This is a genomic window from Parasphingorhabdus sp., assembly GCF_036964565.1.
GTDB lineage: Bacteria > Pseudomonadota > Alphaproteobacteria > Sphingomonadales > Sphingomonadaceae > Parasphingorhabdus.
Map to the genome: position 1 here is coordinate 58194 of NZ_JBALTN010000012.1, position 14394 is coordinate 72587.

At 50.7% G+C, this 14394-nt stretch carries 13 protein-coding genes; 7 read left to right on the top strand and 6 right to left on the bottom strand.

The annotated features are described in order from the left end of the window. The first annotated feature begins 15 nt into the window (after positions 1-15). A complete protein-coding gene (locus V7650_RS15785) occupies positions 16-2721 on the top strand; it encodes a conjugal transfer protein TraG N-terminal domain-containing protein (RefSeq protein ID WP_335653734.1) in 2706 nt (901 codons plus the stop codon). 1 nt (position 2722) lies between these two features. Here V7650_RS15785 and V7650_RS15790 read toward each other — a convergent pair whose 3' ends face one another. After that, entirely contained in the window at positions 2723-2938 is a 216-nt protein-coding gene (locus V7650_RS15790; RefSeq protein ID WP_335653733.1) for a hypothetical protein, read from the bottom strand. A gap of 1052 nt (positions 2939-3990) precedes the next feature. Between V7650_RS15790 and V7650_RS18290 the strand changes: the two genes are divergently transcribed. Further along, positions 3991-4374, top strand: coding sequence for an SH3 domain-containing protein (locus tag V7650_RS18290; RefSeq protein ID WP_442955319.1), 384 nt, complete (start codon positions 3991-3993; stop codon positions 4372-4374). A 129-nt stretch (positions 4375-4503) separates the two neighbouring features. Here the strand turns inward: V7650_RS18290 and V7650_RS15795 are convergent, their stop codons facing one another. Both V7650_RS15795 and V7650_RS15800 read right to left on the bottom strand, forming a co-directional pair. Further along, the gene (locus V7650_RS15795) at positions 4504-5304 is read right to left on the bottom strand and encodes an E2 domain-containing protein (protein ID WP_335657172.1); all 801 of its coding nucleotides are present in this window, start codon (positions 5302-5304) and stop codon (positions 4504-4506) included. Beyond that, a complete protein-coding gene (locus V7650_RS15800; protein ID WP_335653731.1) occupies positions 5301-6893 on the bottom strand; it encodes a hypothetical protein in 1593 nt (530 codons plus the stop codon). The genes V7650_RS15795 and V7650_RS15800 overlap by 4 nt, the downstream gene beginning before the upstream one ends. A gap of 139 nt (positions 6894-7032) precedes the next feature. Here V7650_RS15800 and V7650_RS15805 point away from each other — a divergent pair, with 139 nt between their 5' ends. The 5 genes from V7650_RS15805 (at position 7033) to V7650_RS15825 (ending at position 10401) form a co-directional block, all read left to right on the top strand. Next, positions 7033-7902 (top strand): WYL domain-containing protein, encoded by an 870-nt coding sequence (locus V7650_RS15805; RefSeq protein WP_335657173.1) that lies wholly within the window; start codon positions 7033-7035, stop codon positions 7900-7902. Then, positions 7881-8789, top strand: coding sequence for a cyclic nucleotide-binding domain-containing protein (locus V7650_RS15810; protein ID WP_335657174.1), 909 nt, complete (start codon positions 7881-7883; stop codon positions 8787-8789). Before V7650_RS15805 ends, V7650_RS15810 begins: the two co-directional genes overlap by 22 nt. Positions 8790-8844: 55 nt before the next feature. Then, positions 8845-9540: an adenylate/guanylate cyclase domain-containing protein gene (locus V7650_RS15815; RefSeq protein ID WP_335657175.1), complete on the top strand. Its 696-nt coding sequence runs from the start codon at positions 8845-8847 to the stop codon at positions 9538-9540. 235 nt (positions 9541-9775) lie between these two features. After that, the gene (locus V7650_RS15820) at positions 9776-10117 is read left to right on the top strand and encodes a type II toxin-antitoxin system RelE/ParE family toxin (RefSeq protein WP_335657176.1); all 342 of its coding nucleotides are present in this window, start codon (positions 9776-9778) and stop codon (positions 10115-10117) included. Further along, positions 10114-10401 carry a helix-turn-helix domain-containing protein gene (locus tag V7650_RS15825; RefSeq protein WP_335657177.1) on the top strand — a complete coding sequence of 96 codons (288 nt, stop codon included), beginning with the start codon at positions 10114-10116 and terminating at the stop codon, positions 10399-10401. Before V7650_RS15820 ends, V7650_RS15825 begins: the two co-directional genes overlap by 4 nt. Before the next feature lie 586 nt (positions 10402-10987). Here V7650_RS15825 and V7650_RS15830 read toward each other — a convergent pair. From V7650_RS15830 to V7650_RS15840, 3 genes are read right to left on the bottom strand one after another with little or no spacing between them, the layout of a single operon-like run. Further along, positions 10988-11386 carry a hypothetical protein gene (locus V7650_RS15830; RefSeq protein WP_335657178.1) on the bottom strand — a complete coding sequence of 133 codons (399 nt, stop codon included), beginning with the start codon at positions 11384-11386 and terminating at the stop codon, positions 10988-10990. A 59-nt stretch (positions 11387-11445) separates the two neighbouring features. Beyond that, positions 11446-12588: a ComEC/Rec2 family competence protein gene (locus tag V7650_RS15835; RefSeq protein WP_335657179.1), complete on the bottom strand. Its 1143-nt coding sequence runs from the start codon at positions 12586-12588 to the stop codon at positions 11446-11448. Next, positions 12575-13984: a phospholipase effector Tle1 domain-containing protein gene (locus V7650_RS15840; RefSeq protein ID WP_335657180.1), complete on the bottom strand. Its 1410-nt coding sequence runs from the start codon at positions 13982-13984 to the stop codon at positions 12575-12577. The genes V7650_RS15835 and V7650_RS15840 overlap by 14 nt, the downstream gene beginning before the upstream one ends. Positions 13985-14394 lie beyond the last annotated feature (410 nt).

Genomic DNA, 14394 nt, shown 5'->3' on the forward strand with positions numbered 1-14394 from the left:
TGGAAACCCAAGTAGATGGTCGAGATATTCACAATTGGCGGCGGCGAATATATCGTCAATGTCCTCAATGCCGTTGCGGCATGGACCGGCGCGGGCGGATACAAAAGCCTGATTCAGGTCGCCATGGTCATCGGGCTTGCGCTGTCGGTGATCGTGGTCGCGTTCAATCAGGACTGGCGCGCTTGGCTCCATTGGTTTTTAGGCGCGACTCTGATTTATATGTGCCTGATGGTGCCGCGCCTTGATGTTCATGTCACCGATCGCATCAATCCATCATTGGCACCAGCCGAGGTAGCTAATGTGCCTTTGGGCCTTGCGCTTATGGCAAGCTTTACCAGTCAGGTTGGCGATTATCTGGTGCGCTCCTCCGAAACGGTGTTCGGGCTGCCCACCGATCTCGATTATTCCAAAAATGGAATGATCTATGGCTCGCGGCTCTTTGATGCGACGCGCAGTTTGCGTATTTCCGATCCTGAATTTGCCGCCAATCTCGACGAGCATTTCCGGCAATGCGTTTTCTATGATCTATTGCTCGGCCGCTATTCTATGAAGGAGTTGTCGGCAAGCGACGATATTTGGGCGGTAATTGCGCCGGGCAGCGCAGCGCACGCACAAAAGTTTCTGACCCGCAATCCCGATGACAGCGTCAGCGCCAATATCATAACCTGCCGCGCGGCCTATAATGATTTGAATTCCCAGTGGGTGGGTATGATCGATGAAATGGGGACTATCTTTGGCCGCCAGCTCTATCCCAAACAAACCGCAGCGCTAGCAAAAGCCAAGCTGTTTGCCGATTTGCCCATTGCGTATAGCTATTTGAGCGGGGTTTCCAAAAACGCCAGCGAGATCTTCCGGCAAGTGCTGACTATTAACGCGATGAAACAGGCAATGCACGGCATGGCAGGATCGAGCGGGACATCAAGCGTAGATGTGTTCGCGCAGACTCGCGCCGATATCCAGACCGAACGCACGTATAGTTCAATTGCCCAGAATGCGATGAAATGGGTTCCGATCCTTAATATCGTACTGACCGTAGTTTTCTATGCTTTGTTCCCGGTGCTGTTTCCGCTTTTCCTGATGCCAAAAACCGGACCAACGGCATTGCGGGGTTATATTACAGGCTTCTTCTATCTTGCCGCTTGGGGGCCATTGTTTGTTATATTGCACATGATCCTGATGTTCAAAGGCGCATCTGATGTTGGCGGGGCCGCCGGTGGGACTGGGCTAAGTCTGGCTAACTTCTCCGGCATGGTTGATGTGAATAATGATATCGGCGTCCTTGCCGGTTATCTGGTTGCCTCCATACCGTTTCTTGCTGGCGGTATCGCCAGAGGCGCGCTGGCAATCTCAGGCCAAGCGACTTCCTATCTCAATCCATCGCAAAATGCAGCAGAGGAAGCAGCGCGCGAAGCCAGCACTGGCAATGTGTCGCTTGGCAACAGCAATATTGAAAATTCGAGCGTGTTCTCGAAACAATTTGCCCAAGGCTCGATCGCGCCGAACATTTCCTATGGCGCTGCGCAGACACGCGGATTCAGTGCAAGCGGGACGCAAACCACGAGCTTTCCCGAAAATTCCTTTGATCAGGTTCCGAATTCTTCCTATCCATTCACACCAACATTGGGACAGGATTTCACCTCAAGGCTTTCCACCTTGGCATCGAGCAGCCGTTCACAAAGTGAGACATTTTCCAATCTTGCCCAGCAATCGACCAGCTCTGCAGTTACCCGGTTCAACGAACTCAGAAATACATACAGCCAGGGGAGTTCTTCTGAAACGGCGGTCGGGATCAACGAGAGCAACAGTGTCAACAAGGCGTTCAGCGAGGTGGATTCAGCGTCGAGAAACTTGCAGCAGCAATATGGCCTGTCGCGACGCGCCGCCGATGACATAACAGTATCATGGTTCCTGAACGGCGAAGGTGGTCTCGGCGTAAAAGGTGAGAAAGGAGCGCTAGGAGCGAACCTCGGACTCAAAGGTGGACGAAATCACAGCTGGACTGATAGTGATATCGGAATTGCTTCGGAAGACCGCAACCGGATCATGGGAAGCCTGAACCAGATTTCTGATAGCCGTAACTGGTCCAATACCCGCGATGGTTTTGTCCGCAGTGTCAGTTCCAGCAGCAGTTCCGCCATCTCCAGCAGCGCGTCGGGCCTGACCAGCTCACTTTCTGAAGCGCAAAGCTATACCGTCGAAGCGAGACGTGCAGAGGAGCTTGCCAGCCGCCTCGAAAACCAAGCGACATGGTATGAAACCAATAGTGCTGCCGGATCTTTGAACCTCAGCCAGACGTACCGTGAATGGGGTATGGCTGAAATGGAATCCAACCGAGATTTTTATGGCAATGCGCGGTTTGATGATGTGAACTTCCAGCTCAGTGCAGAAGGACAGGAGCTGCAAACGCGGTTTGTGGCAGGATATGCGGATCGGTTGCATGATGATATTGAAGATAAGCTGGCACTTCCCGAGTTTGCGCCGGTGCAAAGACCAAGCGTGGGCAGCGCCGATGCCGTAAGAGGTAGTGTTCCACTCGGAGGATCAGGAAGCGGGTCAGTGTCTGCGCCGCCTGATGTTGATGGTATTCGGGACGAAGTATCCGGCGCTCAATCGCGAGGCAGAAAACGGGTTGGGACGGTTCAAGATGCGCTACAGAAACGCACCCGCAATGCTCGCGGAGCTAGCGCTGAAGCAGCCGATGATGTTAAGGAATGGAAGTGATTTAGATTTGGATGAGACCATCGTAAATTGCGACAAATATTGCGAAAGCTAGGAAAGCTATGAAGAATATGATCAATCCAAAACGTCCCCAAGGATCACGCCAAGTCTTTTTCCAAGTATAAGCGGTCAACCTGTCCTCCGCGAGTGCACGATCAAGCTCCGATAAGCCGGGCCAGTTTTTTTCGTCAACAGATTGAGTCTTTTTATCCTCGGTCATTTTTCAGTCTCCAAGATCATGATTCACCCGGAACCAAGCCCCCTCTTCTCTTCAACCATAGCTGAAACGTCACGTGTCGTCATTTTGAAAATAACTGGTCAAAATCGGCCAATCTAATGTTCCAACTTGAGTTTGCAGCTAATGCCGTCATTATCTCCATTCATGAAGTTAAGATATCTACGGATGACACATGGGTTTGATTGAACTGCTACTACTGGGTTCGACTATTGTTAGCGCCGGACAATCGTTTGAATGCACGCCCACCCGTGTCTGGGATGGAGATGGTCCAATCTGGTGTGCAGAAGGTCCAAGGGTCAGACTTTCAGGCATTGCCGCACGGGAAATGGATGGAACTTGTTCGACTGGTCATCCCTGCCCCAAGGCAAGCGCCGAAGAAGCACGCGATGCCCTAGTGAGTTTGGTTGGAAAGCCTTCCGGTCGCTCAAGGGAGGGACATGTTCTGGTGTCTGGACCTACTTTAATCTGCCGGTCCGATGGCGGCGCCGGCGGCAAGCGCACTGCGGCATGGTGCGTATCATCAAAGTCCGGAGATATATCTTGCGCGATGGTACAAGGCGGTTGGGCGCTCAAGTGGAATAAATATTGGAAGACGCACCGCTGTGGTGGATAATCAATCTCATTTTAAAACAAGATTGGCAAATTTCTTTTTTGGCGCGGAAGTTTGCTTTGTTGCTTGGATGATTGTTGGTTGGCCACTTTGGAGTTTAATTTCATCTTGGATGCAATGATCGATACGCCTTGCATGGCTATATTCGAAATGTTGTGGAATGCGGGAATGGAATTTGAAGTGGCTCATTAATTTTCGAAAATTAGTTGCTGTCGGTAGAATAATGTAGATGCCGTTCTAGGGGGACATTTGACGCGGCATGGCAAAACCAGATCAAAACAATGGATGTGGATGGGCGATCGCCGTGGTTCTGGGACTGATTGTGCTTGGACAATGTTCGAAGGACGGATCAGGTGATCAATACTCTGACACTGAATCGACGCTATATGATCAGAATTCAGGAAACTCTGCCGAGAACTTAGCGATGTACGTGACCGCCGGATCGGTTAATTGCCGCTCCGGTCCGGGAACAAATTACGGAAAGCTTAGTTCTTTCTCGTATGCGGAAACAGTAACAGTCATTGAAACGCGGTCAGGTTGGTCAAAAACCGAGACCGCAGACTGTTGGATTGCTTCACGATTCCTTAGCGAGAATAAACCTGAACCCGCACCAATCGCGCAGCGCCCCAGATATTCATCGCCATCGCGGCTATTTGAAGCGCCGACGCAATCAGGTGGATCATGCGGGGCGAAATGGAAATGCGGCCAAATGAATAGCTGTAGCGAGGCGTATCACTATTTGAATGAATGCGGTCTGGGACGCTTGGATGGCGATTGCGACGGTGTTCCTTGTGAGAGCATTTGTTAGGAACAAACACCAGGTTTTCAGCGCGCTAATAGCCCAGCTCTGCAGGCATTCTCTAATATTGCTGAATTCGCGTTGAACATATGTTATCTATCCACCATCCAGATACTGAGCGGTGATCCGTAAAAAAATTCAATTTATGTTGGCCAAAGGACAATCCTCCATCTTCCCGCAACAGCTCCGACCTTTCTCCTTCAGTTCTTCGATGACTAGAGCGTCAACCTTCCTGCGCAAATATTCAAGCCTGACCAGGTTTTCCACGCCGGAGCGATCGGGACAATCAACGCGCAATATTGGCGGGTGTTGCTTACGGCATGATGGCATGCATGCGCTACGCTGACAGGCCGCTTTTCGGTAGGGATGATGTTTTCGGGTGCATTGACGCGGACAGGGCCAACGAACATTGACCAGTCGTTCGCCGTCTCTTGTCAGGCGCGGTAATTTCCCTCCAAGCCAGCCCTTTTTGCGAAAAATTGCAGCAAGAATTTCCTGCTTCCATCCGAATTCCGCAGCCACTTCCTCCATTTTGAGCTGAATTTCGGCGGCTGAACCATGACTCATCTGCGCTTCAATCGGCCAGCGGCAAAATTTCTCCGCATATTGTTGATGTTGCAAGTAAGCCTGAAGTCCGTTCCACCAATGCTGGGCTTGGCCGGACGATTGAATGTCCTGTTCAGAATTGAGGTACAGGCAAAATGTCGAACCTGGGTTAATGTGCCGCTCGATACAGAACGCTGGAAGCAGTGTGCCGGGAACAAGTTCCGAGACTCTGATTCCATCTTTGTTTGCATTTACCACCAGATCGTAGGCGCACGTTCCAGGAACTCCACTTCGGCTCGGGGGGCTTACTGTAAACACCAGTTTTGCTGACTTCTGCTCATTGATTTCTGCCCAACTGGGCAAGGTATCTACCAACAGTGCAATCGGTTTCATCTGGGTGTGAAGTGTGCCCTCGGCACACCCGTATCGGCAGGCGAATGTGCGCGGTGATACGCCGGTGCCACTGGAACCGTTGTATCAAGCGAAAGACCAGTAATCACATCATCGTGAGTGAGGTCGCAGGCAGTGCCATTCGCATCGATCAAATCTTCGAGCGCGACCGGGACCAGCTTTTGGGCTTCCGGACCAAGCTGGACCTGATCATCGTCGCAACCGCGCTGCACCTTTTCAGAGGTTGCTGTGGCAATGCTCGAAGCCAAGCGCACGGAACGCTCGCCGCGAATGCCGATTCTCGTGATCGGGGTAGGACCGAACTCGATGCCAATTGTAAGACCAAGATCGCCAATACCGTGTAGCTCGGCTTTGCAGATAGCAAAAGATGATCTAAGGCCGCCAGCGCACACGAGGCTGATGGCTACTGTTTCGTTCGGATCCGTTTCGGTCCGAGATCCTTCAACAACCACCCCGTGAATACAATCACCGATGAAGCGGATCTTTCGCCCACCAAAATCATCTTCCACCACATTTTGTAGTTCCTGCCGAACCACATACAAGGCTTTGACTGCATCGGCGATGCTGCCGGCGGCAATCGCGTTATCGATATAAGCGGTATAGCCCGAGAGGTCCGCAAAGAGGGAAGCGAGTCCCATTCTGATCGAGGAACTGGGCATAAGATCAGCGAACTTGATGTCGTTGAGTGGCGGCTCCTTATAGTGGAACACGAAGTCGGGTATCGTCGGGTCAGGAACGGATTTGGCCGTGATTTCGTCGCGCCATTCTTTAAGGATCACTTGGGGATCACGCAGCACACCGCTCGAAGCTGTAACTTCGTCACGAAGGTCGATAATACCCCTGAAAACGTCCTCGTCGAGCTTGACCAGCGTCTCGAGCGGGCCCACCGCAGGTTGATCCAAAACAGCTCGTGCACGGTCCGACAGGAAAATGCCGGGCTCATCGCCATAAGCGAGCTTCGCGGCATGATTGGCCGAACTCCCGAGGAACATTGGTTCTTGCTCCAGCCCGTTGCCATTGTTAATCGCGACGCACGGACCGATATCAACGCCTATGCGAAACACCGCATCCAGATGGCTGTCAGCCAGTTCCCGGTTAGCCTGATCGGCGACGACGCGGAAATCGCGGATAAAACTCAAGGCCTTCAGTAGGCTGTCGTGACGGCCTTCATCCCCATCCGGATTTAGCACTACTGCGTGCATGCGGCTTCCGTGAAAATCCACTCTTTGAGCATCGGTCTGTTCGATCACGCGGTCACATGCGCTGTAGTAAAGGTGCAAAAAGCGAAGGGCCTTGGCGTGAGAGGCTTCGGTCTCGCGGCCCTCTTCAATCCGGTAATCATCATAGTTCGTGATCGCGATGTAAATCTGTACTGTATCGACGACAACGGCCCTGCCTTTTTGAAGATCAAACAGCGGCGGGGCGACAGACTCATTGGCCGCTTTCAATACCGCCTTGCGCGCCTCGTAAAGAGGCATATATTCGTCCGCGAAACGGCGCACATCAATTTCCGGCGCTTCATCTATCAATTTTCTTATGCGCTGCTGCGCCTGCCCATACTGCCAAGCCATATTCAAAATCCTGTTTTTGGTGCGAGGCAGAAGTGTCGCGTCGCACGACGAATCGAGATATCCTATAAAATAGGACTATCCCTTAAAATGTCAATATGCTAGAAAGGCGTATGTCAAGATTGAGAAAGGAACCATAGCGTTGGGAGAGCAAAAGGCGAACGTTCGGAAGCGGCAACAGTTCATCGAGTTTCAGCTCGCATGGGAGGGAAAGTTGCAGCGAAAGCAACTCCAAGATCAGTTCGAGATATCGCCGCAGCAGTCTACGGTCGATCTCGGGGAATATAGCGATGCTTACCCATCAAACATTGCGTATGATCCGCGGCAAAGAGCTTATGTGCGCGGCACGGCCTTTGCGCCCCAGCTGACTGATGGTGATGTTTCAGAATATCTTGCCCAACTGGAAATGCTTAGCAAAGGCTATAGCGAAGAAAACGAGATTTGGCCGGTCAACGTCCCGGAATTTGATACTGTGGCTGTTCACTCACGGCCGATTGCGCCGGAGACGTTTAAACTCGTCCTTGCGGCAATTCGACAGCGGCAATGTCTCAAGGCTAGATATGTATCCCTCAGTTCCGGTAGTGAAGGGTTCCGAGCGGTTCTTCCTCATGCCTTGGCAAGTGACGGTCACCGTTGGCATGTGCGAGCCTTCGATTTCGATAAACAGCGCTATTCCGATTTTGTGCTTTCCAGACTGGAGGCCAATGGCTTTACAGATACGCCCGGGGACGATCTGCCGCGCGATGTTGATTGGACATCTACAATACAGCTGGTCCTCACGGCGGACCCAGCGATGCCGGAACCTAGGCGCGAGAGATTGGAATCGGAATATCGGATGCGGAAAGGCGCTCTCAAGATCAAGATCAGGCAGGCAATGTTGTTCTATTATCTGAGATTCTATGGGTTCAATCCGCATGATCTCGAAGACGGAATTATGCGCAATGTGAGCAGTTTTCACCTCAAAGTCGCTAATATGGAGGAGGTCGAAAAATGGCTTGGACGCAGAAACTAGTAAATGTATTTGATCGGCCTGATTGCTCTAAAGTTCTTGCCCAGTTCCAAGGAGATACGGGGCGATCTCAAAGAGTTTCGATTCTTATGGGCAATCCCGCTGTGGGTAAAAACTCCGCTATTGCCAATCATATAGCTGATATTTGTGAGGTTCTATGTTTTGAACGTGGTCACAAATTTATAGAACAGGGCAATAATGGTGACGATGTTTTTTTTCTGCTTTCAGGTGAAGCAAACATCATTCTCAACGGTCAGAAAATTACGTACCGTGAGTCTCCGACCCAGGTAGGTGAGATGGCGGCAAGGGCCCCTGGGAAACTTCGCACTGCCACCGTAGCTGCTAGAAGCAAAGTTATTGCAGTTGGGAAAATTTCTGGAGAGCAATTTCGCAATATTGAAGAAACGCATCCTGACTTTAGAGATAGGTTAACCGTGGAGCTTGAAGCGCGATATCGCGAACGGCTTAATGCACAAGAGGTCTATGCGGAGAATACGGCGGTCGTTTGGACGCTCATTTCGATTGCGGCAGCTATTCTGCTGGGCCTGACAGTTTGGAAATTCGCCGTCCCCGACAGTTGGAGCACCGCGTCTCAAGCACTTCTATCCATAGCGGCAGCATTCCTTGGGTTTCTTCTCACGCTGACTCGTAATCCTGTGTTTCTATGGAGAAATGGAGCGTATTTCATCGCAATTGCAACAGTGGGTTACGTTTTACTGGGCCGACAAATCAAATTGAAAGCAGAAGGAGGGCCTTTCGAAACTGCTTCTTTCGAGCTCGTGTCTGATGGTGGGGAGGAGAGTTGGCAACTATTGCTAATCAAGATTGGGGCGATGATCATTTTGTGTGCGATATTCGCATTCATGGATCGTTTACGTACAAAAGGGTGATGATGCGCCAGTACAGGGAACGCCGAATGCTGAATCGATTGCGGGCGGCCACACGATGGCGCTAAAGGAAGACCTTGAGGATGAGGTCGCTCAAACCTTCGAAACAAAATGGACCACGCGAGACGGGCAGGTTGTACCATCCCCGGCAGACGTCAAACTCGGAAACGACGCAGTCAAACTGAAGGGCACTGTGCTGTACGCCGACCTTTCGGAGTCTACCGCGATGGTCAAATCCAAAAAGGACTGGTTCGCAGCCGAAGTGTATAAAACTTTTCTTCATTGTTCAGCGAAAATCATCAAACACTTCGGCGGCACGATAACCGCTTATGATGGAGACCGCATCATGGCGGTCTATTTGGGCAATAGCAAAAATACCAACGCCGTAAAAACTGCTCTAAAAATCCATTCAGCTCGTCGGCACATCATTCAACCTGCGCTAAAGAAACAATACCCCGAAAGCACGTTTGAACTGAAACATACTTGCGGAGTCGATACGTCTGACCTCTTCGTTGCAAGAACCGGGGTGAGGGGCGATAACGATCTCGTATGGGTCGGACGTTCCGCGAATTGGGCGGCGAAGCTAAGTGACCTTCCCAATACACACGCGACGTGGATTTCCGCTGCCGTACATGATGTGATGCACGAATCTGTAAAGCTGGATGGCAACAAGAACAATATGTGGGAAAAACGCTCATGGACGCCGCAGAATGGAGCTACAATTTATCGTTCCGATCACTGGTGGAAATTGTGAGCTAGATATGGTTCATTTGCCTTCATGATGTCGCGGGCGCCTCATTGCGGCAATCACTGAACTTTAAAATCTGATGGAATTCATAACTCCGAGGATCGATAAAGGGTTAGAATGGCGATAAACAAAGCTGGATCAGCCTTCGGTTTAGCTGACAAAGAGCAAAATTGATCGACATCGCCTTTGTATGCTTACTACGCCATTGACATATACGCCATTGACGTATAGAAGAGTTGCAATGAATAGCCTTCAAACCGTTGTAGAGCTTCCTGAGTTCCAGAAACGTGCGAAGGCGATAATGTCCGATTCAGAGCGGCATGGAGCGATTGATTACATTGCGGCGAACCCTGAATCTGGCGCTCCGCTTGGCGGAGGATTGAGAAAAGTGCGTATCCCAAGAGAGGGAGGCGGAAAGAGTGGCGGCTTTCGAACGATATATGTGTTCGGTGGTAGGCATATGCCGATTTTTTTAATCACGGTCTTTGGGAAAAATGAAAAAGGTAATTTGACTAAACCGGAACAGGCAGCAGCTGTTACATTGAGCAAAAAAATCATTGCGGCATATGGAGAAAAGAAATGAGCGCTTACGATACTATTGAAAAAGGGTTAAATGAAGCCTTAGCTTTCGCCGAAGGCCAGACTAAAAGTGCTCGCGTTCACAAAATTGAAGTACCGAGCGTCGATGTCGTTGACATTCGGCAAAAAACCGGCCTGTCGCAAACAGACTTCGCCCGCAGCATTGGAGTTGCAAAAGGTACATTACTCAATTGGGAACATGGCCGAAGAGATCCAAGTGGCCCCGCTCAGGTGCTCCTAGCGTTGATCGCGCGCAAACCTTCTGTCGTGCAGGAATTGCTTCGATAACATCTCACCCAATTCAATACCAACAAGCCAAATGTAAAAATACAATCTTCCTTATCATACATTGACATACATGCTCGTATCAATGAATTTTGGCCCGCAGCATGCTACATACACAAACAAAATAAGTAGGCAATTGAGATAAAGAATAAATTCCTTATCCCCGAGTTCTAAGGTGCCAAGGAAGTTTCGTCTTCGACGTCTGCGCATTCTCTTGCGGATAAGGGCGATGTCGTAAAATGCTGATCTGCAATTTCGGGGTCGTAATTACCGTAGGAGACAGCAGAAGGACCAACCTCAATCGATTCAATCCCTTGGGTCAAGCCTAGCCTGCAAAATTGTGATCTATTAAACCAAACATCAACCTCGGGACTAATCGCCGAGGATTGTACTCTGAGCTCCAATGACCGATTGCTATTAGCGTTATAGAAACGGGCAATCTTGCCATTAAGTTGGCGCTCTAATTCGCTGCCTTGCCGGACATATGCAAATCCTCTTTCGGGCTGATATTGGCCCAATCTCGGAGAAGCTGCCCGATAGGCGTTTCCTAGGAAATGAAATGGTGAAGCACCGGTTTCAGAAAGTGTCCTTAGTCTCGCAATGACGAGGTCATTTGTCGCAATATCCACGCTTTTTCGGATGTCCGAGAAAAGGGCATCCGAATTCTGCGAAACCCGCAAAGCGGGCAGTTTTCCTGAAATCTCGTTATCAGTTGAGGATCGTCAGACTTGAAAAAGCCGGACTCGCGCAGGGCGCTCGTATCGTCGGTTTTGAGATATCCTTTGGCTCTTAGCCAGACGGCCAAAAATTCCGGCTTCTCGGCTTGCAGTTTGTTCAACTCGGCGAACAAATCTTCTTTGCGCTCAAAGGACTTCCACGAAATCGTTTTCTTGTCCATGTCGACATCGACGCTGCCGCCTTGTGGCCCCATCTTGCCGAAACCAAATACGAACAGCGCCGCCAACGCCAATATGGCCACAACGCCCAAAAAATCGCGCCTTTGCTCATTGAGGTCATATTGTCACTTGCAGGCATAGTTTCACTCAATCATCTGCGTGGATTATCATCGGCTTTGAACGTTCGGCTCGTCGATACGGTGTAATTATCGCCGTCCGAAGTGACGACAACATCGTCTTGATAGATGGCCTGGACCCGGCGAACTTCATCTCCGACGCTCTCGGTGGCACCCCAGGCCGTTTGAATGATCCGATATACCTTTGCCTGTTCCAAGCGCTGCAAGGTTTCATCATGAGGATGGTGATAGTCATTGTCGTTACCCGCAGATATGATTGCAATGACCGGTTTGATCTTTTCAAGAAACACGCTGTCGGAACCATTATTGCCGCCGTGATGATCGACGTGCAGAACATCAACAATGATCCCCATATCTTGAATGACATCTCCGACCGCGCTTTCCACCTGCGCGTCTTCGCTTCCATAGGTTCTGCCAATCATGTCACCAGAAATCAAAAAATGGAAATCCTTATAGCTGAGGAGAAAGGACAGGCTGCGCTCATTCTCCGTGTTCACCCTTGCAACCCGGCTACCCCGGTTCCTGACATAACCGTTGCCGGCCAAAGCCGTCATTTTTGCGCCGGAGCCCAAATCAATCTCAAAACTATCAACACTGGCCTGGTTGCTCAACGACACACGCTCGCCCATAGATTCGGCCAACAGCTTGTATTTTTTGTAGGCTTGGCTTGTTGCAGCAGGCGTATCACCGCGATCAACGAAGGATCGCACGGGAATGTCGTCCCCGCGGCCGATTTCATCCTTGTCCGGTGCGAATGAGACTGCCCCAACCCAGCCATCATTTCCATCATTGTCGTCATCGCCTGTGGCGCCCGGCGTCTTATTCCAGCCCAGAAGAAAGCTGTCGCCATGGTGAGGGCCAGACACAATTCCGCCAATGTGATCGACGTCGTAATGCGAGACGATCAGATAATCGAGGGATTTGACCCCATGTTTGGATAGCACCGCACCAATAACTTTGCCGCCATTATAAGCCGCGACATCTCCTCCGTCGAAGAGTATATTGACTCGGCTGCCATCAGCAGCCGGTGGCCCTTGAATCAGGGTCGCATCGCCCTGCCCCACCCTGATGTTCGTAATCTCCAGTTCCTGAGCATTGGCCGCACTCGATATGAACCACAGCAAGAATCCAAATATGGCGGTTCTAGTCAGTAACATGATCTCCTCCTCCTGCTCCATTGCCCGTCAAATGATCCGGTGGAATCTTTAAGGCCATCCCAACGAATATGTCATCAGGATCATCGAGTTGATCCCGATTGAGATTGAAAATCTCGTCATATCTGTTCTTGTTACCCAAATATTTTGCCGCCAGTTTTCCCAGCGTGTCGCCACGCACTACTGGATGGACCAGTGCAATTTCGTCATCTGATCCCTCAGCATCCACGCCCAATACCGTCATCCTAGAAGCAACGGCGCCCAGAGTCTTTGGCCGATACGCAGCAGCACCTCGTCCTGCACTAGGTTCAGCGTTCCAGCGGCGGCGAGCGCTTGCGCTGACCTGGACAATATCATTTGGTCCGACACGGTCCGAAGAAAGCATGGCGCTCTTCAACTTGCCGATGAGCGAGTTGGCGCTGCGCGCAACCTCGGGATCGTTCTGCAAGGGAGCCAAATGGTTGGGGGAAATTTCATAGGCTCGTGATTCCGGGCCGTTGCGAACTTCTAGTCCTTGCGCTCTTGCACCCTTCAAAACCCAGGCTAGCGTTGCATCTGAAAGCCCCCGCTCCGGACCGCCGCCGCCGACCGAACCATGAACGCCAGGAAACCATTTTTGCTGATATGGGGCGTGGGGATCATACATCGACCAGTCTTGGTCGGTGTTCAGATCCGCCACGTTGTTCCACAGGACAGGCTCAAACAAGACACGGCGCTCATCGATTGCCACAGCATGGCGCGCCGCCTGCACCTTGCTGGTTAATTTGGCATCGTGAAACTTGAATTTTCGGTTTATCCAGGTGGCTCCAGGAATAAATTTGGGACAGCCCAGCGCCGCCACCGTGTCCCAAACACCGATATATTTGATTTGCAGGATAGGCACATCGCGCCAGTCCATATCGCTGCAATTCTCCTGCCGCCAGTCCTTATCCCACTCGCTCACACAGATTTGTGAAGAATATTGGGAACGGAATATGAGCGCATCAAGCGAGTCATCGCCATCACCCTTGAAAACTGCCTTATAAAGTCCGATCGCTTCTTCGATTTCTTTGGCGCTATCGACATTCAATATTCCGGCATGTCGGATAAAACCGACAAACGAGCGGGCCGTGAAGGCCCCCCGGGAGAAACCGAAAGCAAAAATATGATCGCCGGGTTCGTAATTGAACAGCAAAAAGCGATAGGCATCCCGGATGTTATCCATCATCCCCTTGCCAAATGCGCCACCGCGAAACCGTTCATCCTTAGCGGTACCGATACCTTCGTCATAGTAGATTAACTGAGGCGTACCATCGGATGCGATCGGCTTGGTCATCTCTGCCAACAGCACAACATTAGTCGGTGAGTCGGCGGCAAGCTTATTCCAAGTCCCGTCAAAACAAAAGACTAGTCGTTTCATGCCGACCCCCAATTCTCGCCAATGTCTAAGTTTACAATATGCCCCAAAACCTTTGATGTTAGAAATGCAAGAAAACAATACTAACCCTTAAGACCAGAGCCGCGTATTCAGCAGTAGTACAGTTTTCGCATTTTCAATTTCATGCTAAATCAAATGGCTCCGTATTGGAAGATCAATGCGAAACTATATTTGGCACGATAGTCTGAGTAAATTCTTAAGGTGTCCGTACACTAATTGCCTATAGGCCTCACGTTCGATCTGAATCGAATAAACCGCATCAACTATTGTTGAGCCCAAGTGGTTGTGATTCCGAGCTAAAAGCTTCTTGTTTCCGCAAATATTCCTCCACTTTCTTCAATGTCCGTGCGCGCGGCCTACGCCCTTCCCTCAAATCCAATACAAATCTCGGA

Bases quoted from the DNA above. Each gene is read 5' to 3' on its own strand.
- V7650_RS15785 (WP_335653734.1), top strand. From the start codon at position 16: ATGGTCGAGATATTCACAATTGGCGGCGGCGAATATATCGTCAATGTC.
- V7650_RS15790 (WP_335653733.1), bottom strand. From the start codon at position 2,938: ATGACCGAGGATAAAAAGACTCAATCTGTTGACGAAAAAAACTGGCCC.
- V7650_RS18290 (WP_442955319.1), top strand. From the start codon at position 3,991: ATGTACGTGACCGCCGGATCGGTTAATTGCCGCTCCGGTCCGGGAACA.
- V7650_RS15795 (WP_335657172.1), bottom strand. From the start codon at position 5,304: ATGAAACCGATTGCACTGTTGGTAGATACCTTGCCCAGTTGGGCAGAA.
- V7650_RS15800 (WP_335653731.1), bottom strand. From the start codon at position 6,893: ATGGCTTGGCAGTATGGGCAGGCGCAGCAGCGCATAAGAAAATTGATA.
- V7650_RS15810 (WP_335657174.1), top strand. From the start codon at position 7,881: ATGGCTTGGACGCAGAAACTAGTAAATGTATTTGATCGGCCTGATTGC.
- V7650_RS15815 (WP_335657175.1), top strand. From the start codon at position 8,845: ATGGCGCTAAAGGAAGACCTTGAGGATGAGGTCGCTCAAACCTTCGAA.
- V7650_RS15820 (WP_335657176.1), top strand. From the start codon at position 9,776: ATGAATAGCCTTCAAACCGTTGTAGAGCTTCCTGAGTTCCAGAAACGT.
- V7650_RS15825 (WP_335657177.1), top strand. From the start codon at position 10,114: ATGAGCGCTTACGATACTATTGAAAAAGGGTTAAATGAAGCCTTAGCT.
- V7650_RS15835 (WP_335657179.1), bottom strand. From the start codon at position 12,588: ATGTTACTGACTAGAACCGCCATATTTGGATTCTTGCTGTGGTTCATA.
- V7650_RS15840 (WP_335657180.1), bottom strand. From the start codon at position 13,984: ATGAAACGACTAGTCTTTTGTTTTGACGGGACTTGGAATAAGCTTGCC.